This window comes from Bdellovibrionota bacterium (assembly GCA_035292885.1).
GTDB lineage: Bacteria > Bdellovibrionota_G > JALEGL01 > JALEGL01 > DATDPG01 > DATDPG01.
This window is the reverse complement of sequence record DATDPG010000189.1, coordinates 32,321-50,906: the sequence shown is the minus strand read 5'-3', so window position 1 is coordinate 50,906 and position 18,586 is coordinate 32,321. Positions and strand designations below refer to the sequence as shown.

Genomic DNA, 18,586 nt, shown 5'->3' with positions numbered 1-18,586 from the left:
CGAACTTTCGATCATATCTCTTTTCCTTCGAACGCTTTCTGATCGATCCGGAGGAGCCGATCGCACACAAACTTCCCAATTCGACTTTGATCCACGTCGTTGATCCCCTTGAATTGAATTCCCATCCCCGGAGGAAATAAATCGATCTGAGAAGAATCGGGGAAGTGGGTGTATGCCACTTTGCCGGAACACTCGATCGGACTATAGCCATCCGGAAGCATTAGGTTTAGATGAAGAAACGTCCGTTCCGGGTTTAAGACCTCGGTATGAAGAAAAAATCCCCCCACGCTTAAATTCAACGCCTGACCGGTCCTCGCGTTAGGTTCGGATGAACGAGCGAACTCCACATTAAATTGCGTGTACGCCCGCGGGAATTCCCGTTGGCCCATGTTCTGTCGAAACAAGATCCGGTTAAGGATGAACGCGATTTCATACAACGAATTATCCTCCCGAATCACGGCGCTTAAATTCGAAGGTTCTTCCTTCGGATCCGGGACCGCCTGCCCGCAAGCAGGATTCAAAAGGACCAGCATAGGCCTTTGTCGGCGGCCCATCGCCGCCCATATGTCTTGCAGTGTTTGACTGTCGTAGCCTTTGACCGCGGGATCCAATACAACGAATTGGTATCGAGAAACGTTCCCTTCCAAATCTTCCCTGGCTTTGCTCCACCGGGTGACACTCTTGGTCGAGCACCGCAAGGCATCCAACACACGTATTAATTTTTTCCGAAAAGGCAGACTTTCGTTTTCGCGATGGAGAAGCAATGCGTTGTATTTTTGAGAGCCCATTCTAAGCGCCTGATTTTATCAGATGTAAAAAAAAATTATACGCCATGTAAGGGTTTTTTGAGACGACGACCAGGAAAGTGACCTTTGTGGCCTACATACGATCAATGGACGATGGGATCCTGTGCCGGCCGCGTCGCCAATATGGAATGCAAACGTTCATGTACGGCCTGCGGCCGGAATGGTTTCATGATAAAGGCATCGACTTTAGCTTCGTTAATCGCCTCCATGAGCGCCTGATTGTCGGAATAAGCGGAAACGATCATGGTGGCGACAGGCCGCCCCAACGACTGAATTTTCGCGAGTAAACGCGTTCCCGTCATTTTCGGCATTCTCTGATCGGTCACGATCGCGGCGACATCCGTTCGTTTGGCCGCCTCAAAGGCCGCTTCGGGATCCGTGAATTCAAGAACTTCAAAATCCTTTCGAAAACAGCGCAGGAGGAGGTCCACGTTGTCTTGCAGGTCGTCCACAACAATCACGACCGGTTTCTTATCTGATGCCGGGATTTCATGTTCGAGGTTCAGCAAAGCGCGCACGATGGACCGTACCTTGGGACTCGCCGCATGATAGGCCAACGCGAGCCGTTTCTTGAAATCGTCAGTGGCGGTCCCGTTTTTCGCCGAAAGAAGAACATGGAGAGGAATGGATAAGCATTTCGAGACTCTTTCCAGAAGCTTCCGGCTGTATTTCCCCAGGAAAAGGTTGTAGACCGTGACACGCGTCACCCCCAATTCGCGGGAAAACTCCGTCAATGTCTTTTGCCTCTCTTGCAGGCACTTGCGGATTAAACCTTCGAGGCCTCTGTTCATGGTGTGCCGCCGTATACCTATCGCACTATGCAATGGCAATTCAACGTCTTGAGCCTGAGCCGATCGGACGGCTTAAGTCATTTATTCCGCCCGGGGCGATCTCTTCAATAATGCCTGGCATTTTCGCTAGCTGCGTAGTAATAATAGGAAAGTGAGCGTAACTATCGAAAATGCTTGGTGGTTTTATGGGGGACTTTGGCAGGATCCAGACCTTAAGAAGGTGAAATCGTCCTGGCTTCAGTATGTGCCACGCCCCATTGATCCAGGGGAATGCACCAGTCAAGGGGTCATCACGTTACGGGGGCCGCGCCGCGCCGGGAAAACGGTCGCTCTTAAACTTCTCGTCGCAGAGCTGGTTACCAAGCGAGGCTGGCGGGGAAGGGACATTGTATGGACCAGCTTCGATACGTTTCGCACACTCTCGCAAGTCGAGGAGCATCTGGTGGATCTTCAGGCCCGGCATCAACCGAAGTTGATCGTCGTCGATGAAGCGACATCCGTAGTGGGCTGGCAACGCGTGATCAAGAAGCTTCGCGATGATGGAACCCTGGCCGCCGCAACGATCATTCTTACCGGGAGTTCGGCTTTCGATTTGAAATCCGGGGTGGAACGGATGGCCGGTCGCCGTGGGAACGTCCTTTTTCCGGATCGCACGCTGCTGCCGATGTCTTTTTCTGATTTTCAGGTTCAGTTGGCGGCGAACGATCTGGGTCCGGCTCTACTGAAGCAGGCTCAGCTGTTTCTCGACGTGGGCGGTTTCCCTTTCCGTGTGGATGAGTACATCAAATCGGTGAAAGCGGAGAGTCCTTGGGATTCCCTGAACGGCTTCCAAGTTTTTGACGACGTGGTGTTCTATGAAATCGGCCGTCGCAAACTCGACCGAACGATCGCGTTGGAGGTGTTCTCCCGTCTTTCCCAGGTTGAGGCGAACGCCGTTAGCATGGAGGGCTTCAGCAAGCCGATGACCGTTTCGCGAGACACTGCGAAGAAATACATTGACGCGTTGGGCGATGCGTTTCTTCTCGCCACGATTTCCTCGTTCGATACTTCCCGAAATCGTGTGGCGCCCAAGAAGGATAGAAAGCTGTTTTGGGTGGATCCCGCTCTTGGGTTTTTGGCCGCGTGGCTTGGACAGGGGGATGCGGCGTCCGAAGCCGCCAAAGCTGAGTGGGCCGTGGGTGCTGAATTATTGCGAAGATATGAAAAACGCATTTGGGAGGGACTTTCCGCTCCTCGAAACGTGTTCACCTGGAAAAGCTCGGGCGGCAACGAAATTGATTATCTCGTTCTAAACAGGACCGAAAAAATCGTACTCCCTGTGGAAGTGAAATATCGGCAATCCATCTCGGACTGGGATTTCCAAGTGATGGAACGGGCGTTCAAAAAAGGGCTCCTGGTAACAAAGGACTTCTCGAAAAAGAGGCCGCTGGCCAGGGCGCTTCCTTTGCACGAGTTCCTGGCAATGAGCGACGTGGATCGCGATTCTTAGGGCTCGCAAAAAAACCTTACATTATTTTCGCGGGCCCTCAGGGTGGCTGGCCCGGGGTGCGGCCCCTGCTAGAGCGAATTCAGAAAGGCCAGCAGCGCATCACGATCGGCCTGTGTGAGGCCAAGAAAGTTTTGCGTGATCGTCTCCGCCTCACCGTGGTGGGCCTCAATCGCCTTCTCGATCGTGGTGGAACGCCCGTCGTGCATATACGGAGCCGTTTTTGAAATGCCCCAAAGCGGCGGTGTCCGGAACTCGCGCATCGTCGCGTCGCCATCGGCAATTCCGATGAACTCCACGGGTGCTACGTCGTGAAGTAAAAAGTCGCTGTACGGCGAAACAGTCACCGGGGACTCTGTTTCCGCCACCATCGACGGGGTGTGACACTTTGCGCATCCGACCGTCCCGAACAGTGCTTCGCCGGCATATTCAAGCGCCTCGTCCACGCGGGTGCGAGGCGGCGGCGCGAGGTTCCTCATGAAGAACGTCAAAAACTCGAGGGTTCCGCTCGAGACTTCCGGATCCGCCACGTCATCGGTATCGGTTGTGGAGCCAAAGGTGAGCGTAGCACTCGCCGGAACCGTGATTCCCAATTCATTCGTCATGCCGTCACGTGAAAATTCTTCCAAGGACGGCACACCGGCCTTCCAGCCTAGCCTCCCCAGCCGACCGTCCGGAAGGATCCGAGCCCTGCCGCTGATGCCGTCTCCGTCCAGATCGTCGGGATCGGCGTTGGCGAGAATCGTCGCCTCCGGTATCTTCTCGGCCAGGCCTAAACCAAAAACAGGCGGTGTCTGCCGGTGCTCGAAGATGTTGGATGCCTCGTCTACCAGCGGACGGCTGTCGAAGATCGTGCTCTGTTTGTGGGCCATAGTTCCCATGGCCGGCGTCGTGAAGCTACCGGCCTCATCCACGATCCCCTGGCGCATGACGTTCACATCGGCCGGTCCCGAACCGCCAATCACAGGATCGAAATGGCAGGCCCGGCACGAATCGCCGTTGAAATTCGGCCGGCCGAGACCCTGCACCAGGCCGAAATCGCGGTCAAAGATCGCGCGGCCTTCCAGAAACGCCTCTTGATTCGCGGCCGAAAGCGTTGTCGCCGGTCCCCCGAATTCACCGACGGCGGGCACGGCCACCGCGGGAGGCAGGAGCCCTTCACTTCGCTGTGTCGCGCCTCCAAGCGATTCGAGAAAAGCGATAAGTTTCGCTTGGTCGGCTTCCGACATCGCGACGTAACGGTCGCGCGCCTGCTCCGCTTCGCCTCCATGGAGGCGAATACCATCATCCAGCGTATCGGCTCGGCCGTCGTGCAGGTAAGGCGATACCGCCGCCACACCCCAAAGAGGCGGCGTCCGGAACTCGGTTCCGGTAGCTTCGCCCATAACGATCCCGTCCCCCAAATCTTCTCCCATGTCATGAATCAAAAGGTCGCTAAAGAGCGGAATGAGACCCCGCGGTGATTTCAGCGAAGGAACGTGGCAACTCGCGCATTGTGCTTGTGTGAAAAGCGCCTCGCCCGCCCGCGTTGTTTCCGTAGGGGGTTCCGCCTCTGGTGCCGCCAAAAGCATCGTCATGCCTGCGAGGTCGAAAAGATCCGCCGGCGTGAGTTCGGGGTCCGGTACTCCGTCGGAATCGACCGTGTTTCCGGCCGACGGAATCGCCTGCGCGAACACCTTCGGTACAAAGCGATCCCACGCGCGTTCCATGGGGCGGATAAGAAGCGCGGAGAGCGACGCCCGCCTGAAGATAAGATCGAGTGCCGAAATGGAGGGTATCGGCAGCGTGTCGCGCTCGTCGCCGGTTAAGGGTTTGCTCGTAATCCCCATATGATTGAAGAGCGGTCCTCGGACGAAGCCTTCGAGCGACGATGTCTGCGCTTTCCGCCCGAAGCGGCCGACAACTAGTTCGGCCCCGACGGTCTCATGATTGACTCGACCACTGATTCCGTCGCCGTCGGCGTCGATCTCGTCGCTGTGCTGAAGAATCTCGGATTCGTCAATTTCGGCGATCAAACCGACGCCGAAGAAGGGAATCGGCTTTCGCGTCGCCATTAGGTTGGTATCGACGGCCGTGACCACCCGGCTCTCGGCGGAAAAGGTGTACTGATCTTGAATTCCGTTGACGCCCGTTTTACTGAACGCTCCGGTGTCCGACACACTGCCGACCAGAAGAAAATCACGGTACCGCGCCGCGCCCCCGCCGAAGGCAGGCTTCTCGTGACAACCGGCGCACGCGACGACGTTGAATTGCGGACCGAGGCCCTCTTCCGGTGTGAATCGATGCAGAGCCATCTTCTTTCCCCGTTCGAAGATCGCCGCTTCCTCGGCGTTACAGATCGGCATGGGCTTTCCGAGTTCGGCGAAGACCCCTTTAGCGATCGGCGGAGAATCGCTGCACCCCTGTGCCAACGTTGCACATGCAACGCCCCACAGGAATCTTGGGATCGCATTGGAAAATCCAACTTGCATCCGCTCACCCAACCTCGGTTTCATGAACATCAATTATAGGATGCGTACAGCAATAGGGAGAAGTCACTGACCTACCTCAGCTCTTTCTGCAGTGAGGCGATGACCGGCTAATCCTTGAGGAACGCGCGAATCGCCGATTGGGTGTCCTGCGGCATCTCCACGGAGCAACAGGCCATATGCCCTCTGGGATCCGCAATCCCGCGCTCGATGACGCGTTTTCCCTGCTTCTTCAGTAAATTGGAAAACCGCGCTACGTCCTTTTGGAGAACCGTTTTGTCGTCCGGGTTCCAAGCGAGGAGGATCTTCTTGGGCAGCTTCGAAAAATCGTCGTCCCCAAGGGCGTCGGTCGCCCGATCGAGCGTGGAAACCTGCGCCAAGAACCAATGCGGATCGACGAAATCTCGAAAAAAGTCGTTCCAGCTGGTCACAGTGAGATCGAAGGACGTTTTGGCGTCCCGGTACTCTTCCGGCTTCTTGCCCACCTCGACCATGAATCGCGGTTGTTTGAAGTACTCATCCGTGTACGAAATTCCCACGTACAGACGAGACGCCGGCTTCCACCAATCGCCTTTCCTTTCGGTGCTCCAATTCACGTAGGGGCCCTGCGAACGCTCCGCGACTTCGATCGATTCGAGGTAGCTCAATATCGGCTTCTCCTCGATCTGCGAATATCCATGCACGTTGACGAGAAAAAGTCCCTCGATACGCTCCGGGTTCCTCAACGCCCAGTGGATTGCGATTTGCCCTCCCCGTGAGGGTCCGCCCACGATCGCCTTCGACTTCGGATAAAGAAAATCGACGACTCCCGTCTGACAGGACAGCATCTCATCCGCCGTCAAGAGCAGGGGCGCCCCTTTCTGAGGTTTCCCATCGCCCAGCGTGGCGAGAGAGAGGATAACCCAACGATCCGTATCCAAGGCTTTGCCCGGTCCGACCATGGAGTCCCACCATTCGTGGATGCGGTGGGAATAGCCGTCGGGATGAAAAACAACGATCAGATTCTTGACGACGTTCTTAAGGCTCCTCTTTTCCTTCCCCTCTCGGAAATAGCCAAGTTCCCAGGTCGTGTTTTCCGTCTCGATGTCGCAGCGCCCTTCCTTTCCACGATCCTTCGGCCATTCGCCGCAACTCACACGAGGATAGGGTTGGTCGGCGGAAGGTTGAGACGCGGCGGCCGAAACACGTTCCTCTTGGGCGTGACCGAGGCAGGTCAGCCACACTACAGCCACGCCAAGGGAGATCGCCCGCGCGGGAAACCGGTTCACGGATTCGCTTTGAACGCCGAAAAGTGCTCGTGGGTGATCTTCCAGTCGCCCTCGGCGCGAGCGAAGATCAACGTTCCCCGGGCTTTAGCCGCGGCGGAGTCTTTGCCCATTTTCATGCTGTAGTCGATCGTGAACGTGGCTACCGCCACCGGGCCGAAGACGTCCACCTTCAAATCGTGGATGTCGTACTTGAAATCCGAGATCGCCGAAAAAGCCTCGTTTTCGCCCTTCCTTGCCGTTTCCGCGTCCTGGCGGGCCAGAGGCTCCCAATCATCGAACTTGGAGAACTTCGGCCCGAACAGGTGGTACGATTCGAGTTTCGCCAGATCCTTCTTCTGCGCGGCGCCGAAAATATCGTGAACGCGCGCGGCGACGGCCTTCCGGTCGTCCGGATAATCCTTCGAAATGACGTCGCACCGCCGGCCGGCGCAGCTGACCGAACCCACCAAGGCCAATCCCATCAACCAGATTCCTGCGCGCATCGGCTCTCTCCTTTGTACCTGTTGTTTAATTTTCGTACGTCAGACCCGAGCGGACGGTCCAGCCCGCGCCCGTGTTTTCTCCCGCCAGCGTGTACGAGAACGAGTTGTTCCAGCCGAGCCCTTTGAAGACGTGAACAAAGAGGCCCGGCTGAATGTCGACAAATTCTTGATTGGGGGCGTTGCCTGAAACCGACAGGTTCAACAACGTCGCGGTTGAGGTATTCTTCGTCGCGATCACGCCGCGAAAAGCGAGATTGGGCGTAATGCCCGAGAACCACCCTTCGCCAAACTCAAACGTATATCCGCCGTCCAGGGACCAAGGAAGGTCGTCGCCAAAATCAACGACGCCGGAAGAAGTGCGAAAGCGATATCCGAAATCCGCCGAGACATACGCCGGAACGGGATGGAAACTCCGGCTCGCGAAGAAACGAATCGCGTAATCCCACTCCCCGTCGCCCAGCGGGATCGGCTGGGAATTTTGTCCCGCGACATGGCCCATCGCCTCCTCGTCGCCGACCGGAATTCCCACTTCGGCCATTACGGCCGAGACCAACCAAGGACGCTCAAACCACTTATATTTCATACCGACCGTCGCATCCCCGATGCCCGTCGTGTCAAATTCGCCGACGGAGGAGTCCTGTTGGGAAAAACGGAAAAAGGGAAAGAAGAGTACCGCTTCAAAATCGGCCGGCAGGCCGTATTCGGCATAAAGGCTCGCGTCGAGCTGCTCGTACGTGCTGGGAATCAGACCGGCGAATATCGAGGATGGAACCTGCGGGTCCGGAAGAAGGCCGACGCCTCTCCGATTTCCGTCGCGATCAAAGCTCTCCGACGCCTGAAAGTAAGAAATCGAGGCCTCCACGTAGAACTTGTTCGGTTCGTGGGTCCATGCGCCGGCGATTGCCCGGGGCGCAAAAAACAGGCATCCGAGCATGGAAAGCGAAAGGCAGATGCTCCAAGAGCCTCTGCCTTTGCGCGTTTCACAATTCACCCGCAGGACCGCCGACTTAGAGTAGGCCGCCCGCTGAAAACACTTCGAGAATGCTTTTCCCGGTCACGCCGTCAACCGACCCGAAGATGAGGAGGCTCACGGAATTGGGCCGGACCGGAACAACATACGGACCCCCGAAGTCAAGCGCCCGGCCGGCGTCGTTATCCGTCAGGGTAATCTCGACCGAATCGCCGCCCGCACAGACCGAGAACAACGTTCCCGACGCGGCGTCCGTCGCCGTACCTCCGTCCTGGAAGATATTGGGACCGAGTTCCGGTTGGGGCACCAGGCTCTCGTCGTAAAAATTGGGACCGTTGATGTATCCAACCGGGCAGTCCGCGGTGTTCGACGCGACCGATATTTGATCCGTTAAGCCGAACGCTCCGCTGTTTGCCTGCACGAATACGGCTCCCAGGACACCGGCCGAACTTGCAATAGTGGCCGGCGTGAAAAGCGCGGGGGATCCAGCGGCCAGATAATTGTTGATCGAGGCGACGGTGCCCTGATCACCTCCGGTGCCCGCGGGGCAGACGTGGATCAAACCGACATCGGTATCGGCATCAAAGGTCACGATCCCTTCCGGCGCCAAATAATTGATCAAAGGGATATAACTCGTCCCGCCGGAATCGAAGTCGTCCGTGACGAGGATTCCCGCCGATCCGCTGGGCACCGTGAGAGAAAACGTGCCATCCGCCGCGGAGGGGGCCTCCGTCTCAAGGGTTCCTTCGGCATCGATCAGGTAGACTTTCGCACCTTCGACAAGCGCGGCCGTGTCAATATCCGCAAGGACGCCCGTGATCGTGACCGGAGCGCCGTCGTCATCAGAACAAGCGACCGCGAAGGCGCTCAACGCCAGGGCCGCCAACCATAAATAACCGTTTGTTCTCATTCTACGCACGTGGAAATCCTCCGATGAAGGGTTTTAAAATCAGCTAGTGGTAAAGGTATGCGAACTTGCTAAAAAGACCTAGTTTTTTTGGCAATCGGCTCGCGACGCGCGGCGAAATGAACCGGGCCGTATCTGTAGACATACTTATGAACTCCTTAGTAGCATGAAAACTTCGTACGATCACCGCGACCATGCCCTGGAAGACTCTTCGCGATCTCTCTCTTTCCGGCACCAACATGCCGGTGGAATGGCTATTCCGACTCCGTTTCAACGTCACATACGACGCGGTCTTGAAAATTCTGGGCGAGGAAAAGGACCTTCAAAGCGAGGCCGAACGTATTGCGAACAGATTGAAAACTCTTCGTTTTTTTCCTCCTCATTCGAAAAAATGGAAGAAGTTACTGAACAACCTTTCCCACGGGAGGGACATTTCACCCCACATTTCGATCCTCGGGGAAGATCCGTCCGTGGATCCATCGTTGCGGAAGGAGCTCACGGACTGGCAGTCACGTTTCCAACGCGCGGCCGTATCCCTTGAAACCGCGCGCGACACGTTCTTACGTGAGTTCGAGGAACGACGAGCGGCTCTTTGGGCGTTAGCCTCCGAACCGCGATTTCAGCTCGCTCTGTTTCAGCTCAATCCTTCTTTTCTGGAACATATTCGAAGGTATTTTTCACAATGGATGTCGCGAAACCGGGACTCCGAAATGCGAAAGAAGGAAAACACGCTCGTCAGTTATCTCTCCCGGTTTTGCGCAAAGAACTCGGCCGTCGGATCGATGGGCCCGACCTTCGGTGGGTTCTTTTCAGGGAACAAAAACATCGTTTTTGAATGGAACGCCCGTGCGGAGTCCAAAAACGGCGTGGGTGACCGTGAAGTGTTCTTTGCCCATTGGTGCGCACAAGCCCTCGCCAATGCCATCGCTCGGTCCAACGAGATTCGACTCCGCCTCCCGCTCCGTCTGCATCCTGCGGTTTTTTTCATGGGTCATGAACTGGTTTCGTGCGCGCCCAAAATGAAAGACGAGTTTCTGCCATCGGAGGAGCGAGCCGCCCTCTCCGAGAGTATGGTTACCTTGATCCAACACTTGGGAGAGAGCCGCGGTGCGATCGACCTGATCCAAGCTCCAGCTGTCGATTCCAAAGACCGGGAAGCCGTGGAAATGGAAGTGATCCAATTGCTCTCCCGGCGATTCTTGCTCGATGGCCTGGATATCCCCCCGGGCGATCCCCACCCACTCGAGTACCTGCGAGCATTGCTGCGCACCGCGCGTACCGAAGGCCCCGAGCTTGCGAAGTGGAACGCACGGTTGACTCGATTTGAAGAACTGCGAGTGAATTTTGGAAGGTCGAATCTCGACGAACAAGTGAACATTCTCAAAACGGCGGGGCATCTGTTTCAAGAGGCTACAAGCGAAAACGCGACACGAGGCGCGGGTGAGTATTACGCCGACCGCTTCATCTTTTATGAGGATTGCGCACGGGATTGCCAGCCGCTTCAGATCGGCCGAGACCTGGCGCGGGAACTACGGGATCATTATACCCTGGCACTTGAACTCCTCGCCCCTTTTTGGCTTTTTCGAATCCTTCCGGCCGTATTCGTCGCCAACCGATTCGAAAAACACATTAAGGAGAATCTTGAGGCGGACCTCTCCGGCTTCGAGGCCGCAAAGAAGATCTCGGAGTTCGCCGAATCGCTTTTGGCCGCCGCAAACCAGCCCCTCTCCGATCAAATGAAGGCGGACGATGAAGTGGTCGGCTGCCTATCGGCTCTGACCGACCTTGCCAAGATGGCCCAACAGATTTTCACATCCATGGATCCCTCCCAACGGGAAATCATCCTCTCGGAAGAACAACCGGACATAAAAGCCTACCGGCGAACATTTCGTGAAGTGATGATCAATACGAATCTACCGCTCCCGGTTTATGCGAGCGGTCCGATCTTTCAGCTTGCCGCCAAAGATCTCTCCTCCTTAGAGGCCGGCGATTTTCGAATCGTGTTTGATTCGGTCATCTTCGGAAACAGCATGCATCTCACCGTCCTGAACTATTTTGCGACCGATCGCGCGGCACAAATGGAGGAAACCGAAGCTGTTCTGAAAAATCTCGTCAAAGCGAATGTGGCGAGGCTCGCTCATTTCATCCCGTGGCTTCGGCAGCACTCTAAATTCACGCCATGGATTGGCGGGGGAATAGACATCGAATGGATGGGGCCGAGCTTCAAAGACGAAAACGAGAAGACTTCACTCCGCGACTTCCTTCTGGCACCTCACTCGGACCATCCGATTTGCGTGAAGATCGGCGATCAAACCGTTCCTGTTCATTTCTCGTTTCCCAATCAGATCCGCTTCAGCCGGAAATTGATCCATGAGAGATTCTCGGGCCATTTTCCGCGCTTGCGTATAGGCAAAACAGTCCTTCAGCGGGAAAACTGGAGACTCCCCTCGTCAACCTTTTCCCTTCCCCCTCGCAAGGAAAAGGACATTTTTCTCGATTACGTCGACGCCATTCGAACCCAGATTCATGCCGGACTCCCGGAACTAGTCTTTGTGGACCCGTCAGGCCCGAAGAAAAACATCATGATCGACTTTCGCAATTTTTTTCTCGTGGAAGTGCTGTTCGGCCTGGCAAGGGAGAATGAAGAACTAAGGTTTTCCGAGATGCTCCCCTCCCCCGATGAATTCTGGCTGAAAGCTCCCGGTGACGGACAAGGCAGTTATACCGTCGGACTAATGCCGTTTGTCTATTTCGAGCCCGATAAATCGAATTGATTTTCAAGCCACTGGATGACTTCGCGCATCGGCCTTTCCGCCCAAGGCTCCGCCATGTATTCGAAGCCGGGTTGGCCGTGGCGAGTGGGAATCCCTATATGATTTAAGAAACGCCCTCGAAAGCCACTTTTTCGAAACGTCACGTTCACAGGAATCGTGGTCGGCGAATTTCGGCCAATGGCCAGGACGGGTCTCGCGTACTGCCGGAGGAGGACGGGAAGAGTTTCCTCCGGATCCTCAAGTTTCAATTCGTTCCGCACCCGTTGATCGCTTTCAAAGTTGCGAGCCCAGTTGGCAAGCGTAGTCCAAAAAGGATTGATTAAAACTAAAAACGGGCGGTCCGGTTGGTCCGCAAGAATCCGGGGAGCCAAGAAACAGTTCTCCTCAAGGCAAAGTAAAACAATCGACGACCGCCTCGCCTTAGGTAGTTTTCGCCAGAGAGCCAAGACAGATTTTCGAATGGAGTCGAAGTCGCCAGTTGTTTTCTCGGTGCCGAAAATCGGGCAGTACCCCAAAAGCTCGCGGAACTCCAGAACTCCGAAACCACAGTCTTCAAAGCGACCGCGAACGAAGTTGCGATCGAGATGCGTACCGAACACATGCTGGTCGACGACTCGAACCAGATCGAACAGAAGAACAAGATTCCTTTTGCTTTTTTTGGTTTCCGTTGTCCAGAGTGACAACTCAATCGGCTTCTGAACGCTTATTACAGGTTTCAAAACGAACGTTCGATCTTTCGGGCGAAACCGAGGCAACCTCAAATCCCACCGACGAGGAAACGAAAGCATTCCTGACTCAACGAGCTTCGGATCCTCGCCAACACGCACAGGTACCCATGCAGAGCGGTCGATGGTAAGCACGGCGTTCGGGGAACCCCGCGTCACGCCAAAAGGGGACCGATACACACATACGAGATACACCTTGCCTCGGGGAAACGTGTTTTCAAGTACCTTGAAAACGAAATAGAACCGATCTGCGCCGAATTCCCTTGAAACATTGATGGGAAGCACAGGAAAGATTTGGGGGTCCATTTTTCCCCAATCAAGACGAGATGCCAGAAAGACGACCTCCGCGAATCCGTGAGGGATATAAGGAACGATAGATGGGTCGGTGCCCCTATAGGTCTCCGTCCAACGCTTCTTCCTGATTCGGTGCTCTGAAACCAGGCCATATTCATCGGGGCGTATCGCTATTTCATGGTTCGGTACGTTGAAGAGCTGAAAGACCCCCCGAAGGGAAAGAAAGCGAAGGTCGTCCCGGCGCAAGACGGTCCGACTGTCGTGTCTTTGACGAATCCCCCCTGAGTTCCAGCGGATTTCATTCTCGAGGATAATTTGACTTCTCCCCCAAACAATTCGATGCGTTGAATGAAACGATCTTCCGCCATCCAGTTCGGAGGCCAGAGAAAAACGGGAGATCTTTATAGAATCTCGGTCAATCAAGGGGTGTTTCCCGGTCTGGCCACTCAACAACTTGGACCGTTCGTGCAATTGTCTCATCTGATTACCATGGTTGCAAACGCAATTGCACCGGCCTTGCCACGTGGAATTAGGATTTTCAGGAAAACAAAAGTAGGATCAGCTGCTATGAATCAGGTGAATATCCACACGACTACCGCGATGGGCGACATTGTGCTGAAATTAACTTGTTTTGTCGGCGGTTTCGTAATCATGAGTCTTGAAACCCTCGGCTTTCGTCTGTTGGCTCCTCATTTTGGGACCTCGGTGTATGTGAGCGGCAGTTTGCTTGGGGTTGTTATGCTCGCCCTTTCGGTTGGATATTTCTGGGGTGGAAAGCTTGCGGACAAGTACCCAACCTCGAAGGTGTTGTACTTGACTATGGGTGTGACAAGCTTCTGGCTGCTTTTCTTGATCGTATTTCATCGAAAACTGCTCGTGGCGATTGGGCCACTCGGTATTATTGAAGGATCTCTTCTTTCCACGATCATTGTGCTCGGAATTCCGCTTGTACCCTTAAGCATGGTTTCTCCTTACATTATTCGGATTCTCGTCACGAAGGGGCACGTGGGTGCTACGGCGGGTACCATCTATTCCATTTCTACAGTGGGAAGTTTGGCGGGCGTGTTTGTTACTACTTTTCTTCTCATCCCCCACCTGGGGGTCAAGAATACGATCGCTTTCAATTATGTTTTCTTGATTCTTAGCGTTCTCGTCGGGCTTATACAGACAGGTCGGCAGTATGGTCTTCTGATCTTTCTCTTACCGCTATGTGGCTTACCTGAAATGAAAACGCCTGACCCAGATCTGATCGCAGAAAAGGAGTCTCTGTACAGTAACATACAGGTTCGCCACGCTAAACGCAGCTGGTATGACAAAACGCCGGTGATCAATCTGAAAATCAATGAAGGTGGGGGCCAATCGCGTTTCGATCCCCATGCTAAATATCCCTATGAAAACTCCTATATCGCCAAGATCACGCTTCTCCCGTTCATTCTTGAAGAACCACCTCAAAAACTGCTTATGCTCGGCCTGGGCGGAGGAACACTCGCCATAGGCTGGCGCACGCTATTTCCCTCGCAAATTGATCTCGTTGAAATCGATCCTCAGGTTGTGGCCTTTGCCCATCAATATTTTAACTTTGTTGCAGACCCCAAGATGCGCATTTTTGAGGAGGACGCTCGCCAGTTTCTTCAAAAGAATACGGAGAAGTATGATTTCATCGCGATTGATACCTATAACGGGGCCAACGCGCCTTACCACCTATCGACCCTCGAATTTTTTCAGGAGATCAAACAACATCTTTCAAAAAACGGCGTTGTGGCCATGAATCTTGCCTATCCATTCAACGGAACCGCAAAGGCGGTGGCCCGCGTTTTAAAAAGTGTCTTTCCGAAGGTGTTCGTGATTACCGATTTTCCAGGAAGCTTTATTTTGATCGGGGCCAGTGTGCCATGGAACCTCGACCACATTCTAAGACAGCTCAAGCCCCTCGAACTGACGTACTCGGTGAATTTACGGGATGAACGGAAGTGCCTTTGGCACGCTCTCCGAGGCATTCAAATGAATACTTTGGAGTTCCAAGATAACTCAGACACACCTGTCTTGACCGACGACAGGTCAAACTTTGAGGACCTTTATTTCGGCGCGGTTGTGAGAATCTCAGCCCAATACCGGGACCTCCCTTCACGGGAGCAATTGCTCCAAGAAGGACTCCGAGATTGGCCAAGTCCAGAAATGAAGATGGTCGAGGCCTGGGTTTTGATATCGCACAAGAAGCGAGAGCGCGCTCGGGCCTTACTTGAAAAGCTCGGCGAGATAGACGAGGGAAATTCTTATTCTTATATTGTGCCCTTTCTCGGTGAACAATACGTGTACGAAGGTCGATTGGAACAGGCCGAGGAGATCCTAAAGCGCGGATTAGAAATATGGCCGGAACAAGGAGAACTCCATGGAAATCTCGGCGTTGTCTACCTGCGGCAAGGCCAAGTCTCTCGGGCCATCCCGTTACTCGAAAAGGCCGCGACAAAACCGGATGCCCGATCGCTCTTGATGGAGGCTCTAGGCGATGCATATACTCAAATGAAGCAGTCAGATAAGGCGCGAAACGCATATCGAAAGGCCGAAGAACTCCTGACCGGCAAAGAAAGAGATCATGCGCTTAGTGGTTTCGTGCGGTCTAGCAATCGGCTGCAACTTACACAGAAGCTGCAAGCCCAAAACTCGCCTTAGTTGCGACATATCCCAGTTAGATCAAATAGTACCCGACGATTTTGAAGGTCAAGTAAAGTATAGTTTTTTCATCGGCATGTTACGATCACTCGGTTTCATGGAAGAATTTTCGACGGAAGAATTGGGACATTTTGTTCGGACGCTTTCCGCTTCTTTCGATGAAATCGAAGTCCTGTCTCTTTTTGAAGAGCGACTTCATGTTTCCAGCTCTAGTGAAGACAGGGGTCCGCTGCGAGAGGTTCGTACTCACAGCTTAATGTTCACCGGCATCCGAAAGCAAAGGTTACATCGATTTTCGATATGCGCCGATGATCGCGATAAGCTAAAGGGACGGATAATCGCTCCGTCCATCGATGAAAGCGAGATAAGTTCGTTTTCACTCAATAGCCCCGAGAGGGATCTTATGCAAATCGGCGCGAACTTTGATGGAGGCGAATACCGTAGCTCGTCAGAACTCCTGAGACGATCAGAAGAATATCAACGGAAACTCGGGCAAAAGTGGCCTAACCTGGACGTAATTCTCCATTTTGAACAAGATCATTCCAAGACCGCGCTCGTGAATAGCCATGGCGTTAAAGGTCGTTACGAAAAAACGTTCATGCGCACGATCGTTCTTTTTAAAGATCGCACCTTGAACACACATTCCAACATTTGGAATTATGTCCCTGTTGATTTTGAGGATCTTGCGGATTCTATAGAAAATCGTCTTGTTAGGATGGGGAAACCGGCTTCATTCCTGCAAAATCTTCAAGGTTCCCTGCCCGTTCTGCTGTCTCCTCGAGTCGTAGAAACAATCTGCTGTATCATAGCGGGCGCAGCTCGCTTGGGTCTGAAATGGGACACAAGCATGTTCTCGGTCCTTCCGGATGCCTTCCAACTCATCGATGAGCCTTACTTAAACGGGGGATATCGCAGTGCGCCATTTGACGATGAAGGCACACCCACTAGCCGCAAGACCATTTGTTACGGACCCGATCGCGTGACACCTTTTTCCGATCTTGCGACGGCCCACGAACATCTTACAAAAAGCACGGGAAACGGTTTTCGCCGCGGCCCGTTTTTTGAGCCTTCTTCCGATCGTCCGCCGTCATGCCATCCCTCCAATCTCATGCTTCGACCCGGAGAGGCCCGTTCTTCCGACATTCTTACCGACCACGATCAGGTCTTGCTTCTGACTCAAATTCCGATTCCATTCAGCCAACTCTCGGGCGCCGGTAATATGCCCAGCACGGTGAGTTTAATAGGGGAAATATACCAACATGGAAAACATGCCGCCTATTGGTCCGGGAAAAGGCGAGTTTCTTCCCAGAGCACGACCTCGAGACCCGGGAGCTTCCTCGGCCTCATTGATCGATCCGCGATCGTCTTGAAAGATGGTAACCTTATGGCAGCTGGTTGGTTCCCCCACATCTTTGTCCCGGAGATGAGATGGTAGATAGAGATCCGAATTACGGGCTCATGGAAAAACGGCTCCGGAGTGAGGGGTACATCGACGTACGCCGCGAGAACCTCTCTTCGCATACTTTTTATGTGCGCGAGGGGAAAATAGAAAATTCGATTCGCTCAGAGCGGAGCGGGCACATTTTCCGCGTCGCTGGAAGAACCGGATTTGATATTGTACCGGACAGGTCAACAACAATTCCCAAGGACGCCGCTTTCGCCCGGTTCGTTAGAGAGAGGTGGGAGCGAGAGGCGAACAGGGAGTGCCTCTTCGAAAACAACTTCGAACCCGTTAAAATTCCTACGACCCTTGTTGAAGCGGCCCATGTTTTGGCGGACAAAACCATGTCGTTCCGTTTCTTTTGGGAGGCGAGACAGATCGAATTCGAAAATAATCTCGGATTTAGAAAATCACGCTTGGAACTTGTTCGCGTTGTTACGATTGAGCGGCGGCAACGACTGAAGAGAACCTCTCTACACCTACGACGCTTCGTCTTTGATCCGCAGGAAGAAGATTTAAGGCGCGAAACGGAGGACACAGAAAAAGTGTGTGGCACTTTACAAGATGCCGACACCTTGGAACGGGACGTAACGTGCGATGTCGTATTGCATCCGACGGTGACCGCCGTGCTCATTCACGAAATGTTCGGACATTCCTGCGAGGCCGATCGGTATTCACGCCTGGGGTCACTGGTACACGGCAATAAAATCTCCTCCGTGGAGGTCGCGATTGAGGATGTCCCGGACGAGACGTCAGTTATCGATCATCTTCCGTTTGATGAGGAAGGATTAACTGCCGGCAAAGTTACGCTTGTGCGCGAAGGCGTGGTCCAAAATATGCTACATACCTTTGAGACGGCTTTCGCCTTTAAGACCGAGCCCAATGGACGAGGTCGCGCACGGGATTTCCGGTATTGGCCGATAACGAGAATGATGAACATTCGAATGATGCCCGGCACGGCCGCCCCGGATGAGCTGATCGCAGCGGTCAGGAACGGCTTCTATCTGGTCGGTACGCTTGGAGCTGTGACCACTGGAACGATATTTCAAATCCAATGCCAGTATGGCTATGAGATTAAGAACGGACAACTTGGGAAGCCGGTGATCGGCCCCATACTTAGGGGAAGTATCGCCTCCACAGCTTTAGCGATTCAAGGTGTGGCAAGAGACGCAATATGGGTCGCTGACGGTGGATGTCTTTTTGGTAATCAGTTCTTGCACCGTTCAGGGCGAGGGGGCCCGCACGTATTGGTTTCGAACATTGTTGTAAGCTAGAGAACGTGTCCCGAATTCCGTTGGGACAAGTTCATTTTGGAAGAAATTGTAGTGTTTGAGAAAATACGGTGGCTCGATTTATTGGGGAAAGGTCACTAGGATAATGGTCCTGGCTATGATCAATCGCTAAGATTGTCACATCCTAATAAAGTTAGGCTAGAAAAGAACGCATGAACAGATCGCTCCTTTATTACGCAATCAATGATAATCCCATATATATCCGAATGGTT

General features: G+C 53.9%; 13 protein-coding genes. 5 read left to right on the top strand and 8 right to left on the bottom strand.

Annotated elements, in window-relative coordinates:
• Positions 1–11: 11 nt before the first annotated feature.
• Entirely contained in the window at positions 12–788 is a 777-nt protein-coding gene (locus tag VI895_13855; protein HLG20885.1) for a PilZ domain-containing protein, read from the bottom strand.
• Positions 789–889: 101 nt separating this feature from the next.
• The gene (locus VI895_13850; protein HLG20884.1) at positions 890–1,597 is read right to left on the bottom strand and encodes a response regulator; all 708 of its coding nucleotides are present in this window, start codon (positions 1,595–1,597) and stop codon (positions 890–892) included.
• A 151-nt stretch (positions 1,598–1,748) separates the two neighbouring features.
• Here VI895_13850 and VI895_13845 point away from each other — a divergent pair, with 151 nt between their 5' ends.
• Complete coding sequence (locus tag VI895_13845; protein HLG20883.1) at positions 1,749–3,086, top strand: ATP-binding protein; 1,338 nt, start codon at positions 1,749–1,751, stop codon at positions 3,084–3,086.
• Positions 3,087–3,154: 68 nt separating this feature from the next.
• Here the strand turns inward: VI895_13845 and VI895_13840 are convergent, their stop codons facing one another.
• The 5 genes from VI895_13840 to VI895_13820 form a co-directional block, all read right to left on the bottom strand.
• Positions 3,155–5,578, bottom strand: a complete 2,424-nt coding sequence (locus VI895_13840) for a di-heme oxidoredictase family protein (GenBank protein ID HLG20882.1) — start codon at positions 5,576–5,578, stop codon at positions 3,155–3,157.
• An 83-nt stretch (positions 5,579–5,661) separates the two neighbouring features.
• Positions 5,662–6,819: a hypothetical protein gene (locus VI895_13835; GenBank protein HLG20881.1), complete on the bottom strand. Its 1,158-nt coding sequence runs from the start codon at positions 6,817–6,819 to the stop codon at positions 5,662–5,664.
• Positions 6,816–7,301: a nuclear transport factor 2 family protein gene (locus VI895_13830; protein HLG20880.1), complete on the bottom strand. Its 486-nt coding sequence runs from the start codon at positions 7,299–7,301 to the stop codon at positions 6,816–6,818. The genes VI895_13835 and VI895_13830 overlap by 4 nt, the downstream gene beginning before the upstream one ends.
• Positions 7,302–7,326: 25 nt before the next feature.
• The gene (locus tag VI895_13825; protein ID HLG20879.1) at positions 7,327–8,235 is read right to left on the bottom strand and encodes a hypothetical protein; all 909 of its coding nucleotides are present in this window, start codon (positions 8,233–8,235) and stop codon (positions 7,327–7,329) included.
• A 73-nt stretch (positions 8,236–8,308) separates the two neighbouring features.
• Entirely contained in the window at positions 8,309–9,181 is an 873-nt protein-coding gene (locus tag VI895_13820) for a hypothetical protein (protein ID HLG20878.1), read from the bottom strand.
• A gap of 191 nt (positions 9,182–9,372) precedes the next feature.
• On the opposite strand from VI895_13820, the gene VI895_13815 reads away from it, so the two are divergent.
• Positions 9,373–11,952, top strand: a complete 2,580-nt coding sequence (locus VI895_13815) for a lantibiotic dehydratase (protein HLG20877.1) — start codon at positions 9,373–9,375, stop codon at positions 11,950–11,952.
• Here the strand turns inward: VI895_13815 and VI895_13810 are convergent.
• On the bottom strand, positions 11,925–12,707 hold the full coding sequence (locus tag VI895_13810) for a hypothetical protein (GenBank protein HLG20876.1): 783 nt from the start codon (positions 12,705–12,707) through the stop codon (positions 11,925–11,927). The genes VI895_13815 and VI895_13810 overlap by 28 nt on opposite strands.
• Before the next feature lie 612 nt (positions 12,708–13,319).
• Between VI895_13810 and VI895_13805 the strand changes: the two genes are divergently transcribed.
• From VI895_13805 to VI895_13795, 3 genes are read left to right on the top strand one after another with little or no spacing between them, the layout of a single operon-like run.
• The gene (locus tag VI895_13805) at positions 13,320–15,641 is read left to right on the top strand and encodes a fused MFS/spermidine synthase (GenBank protein ID HLG20875.1); all 2,322 of its coding nucleotides are present in this window, start codon (positions 13,320–13,322) and stop codon (positions 15,639–15,641) included.
• On the top strand, positions 15,565–17,076 hold the full coding sequence (locus VI895_13800) for a metallopeptidase TldD-related protein (GenBank protein HLG20874.1): 1,512 nt from the start codon (positions 15,565–15,567) through the stop codon (positions 17,074–17,076). Before VI895_13805 ends, VI895_13800 begins: the two co-directional genes overlap by 77 nt.
• Positions 17,077–17,099: 23 nt before the next feature.
• Positions 17,100–18,356: a TldD/PmbA family protein gene (locus tag VI895_13795; GenBank protein HLG20873.1), complete on the top strand. Its 1,257-nt coding sequence runs from the start codon at positions 17,100–17,102 to the stop codon at positions 18,354–18,356.
• Positions 18,357–18,586: the final 230 nt, after the last annotated feature.

Coding starts and splice junctions, on each gene's coding strand:
- VI895_13855 (HLG20885.1), bottom strand. CDS start 788: ATGGGCTCTCAAAAATACAACGCATTGCTTCTCCATCGCGAAAACGAA.
- VI895_13850 (HLG20884.1), bottom strand. CDS start 1,597: ATGAACAGAGGCCTCGAAGGTTTAATCCGCAAGTGCCTGCAAGAGAGG.
- VI895_13840 (HLG20882.1), bottom strand. CDS start 5,578: ATGAAACCGAGGTTGGGTGAGCGGATGCAAGTTGGATTTTCCAATGCG.
- VI895_13830 (HLG20880.1), bottom strand. CDS start 7,301: ATGCGCGCAGGAATCTGGTTGATGGGATTGGCCTTGGTGGGTTCGGTC.
- VI895_13825 (HLG20879.1), bottom strand. CDS start 8,235: ATGCTCGGATGCCTGTTTTTTGCGCCCCGGGCAATCGCCGGCGCATGG.
- VI895_13820 (HLG20878.1), bottom strand. CDS start 9,181: ATGAGAACAAACGGTTATTTATGGTTGGCGGCCCTGGCGTTGAGCGCC.
- VI895_13815 (HLG20877.1), top strand. CDS start 9,373: ATGCCCTGGAAGACTCTTCGCGATCTCTCTCTTTCCGGCACCAACATG.
- VI895_13805 (HLG20875.1), top strand. CDS start 13,320: ATGAAACGATCTTCCGCCATCCAGTTCGGAGGCCAGAGAAAAACGGGA.
- VI895_13800 (HLG20874.1), top strand. CDS start 15,565: ATGCGCTTAGTGGTTTCGTGCGGTCTAGCAATCGGCTGCAACTTACAC.
- VI895_13795 (HLG20873.1), top strand. CDS start 17,100: ATGGAAAAACGGCTCCGGAGTGAGGGGTACATCGACGTACGCCGCGAG.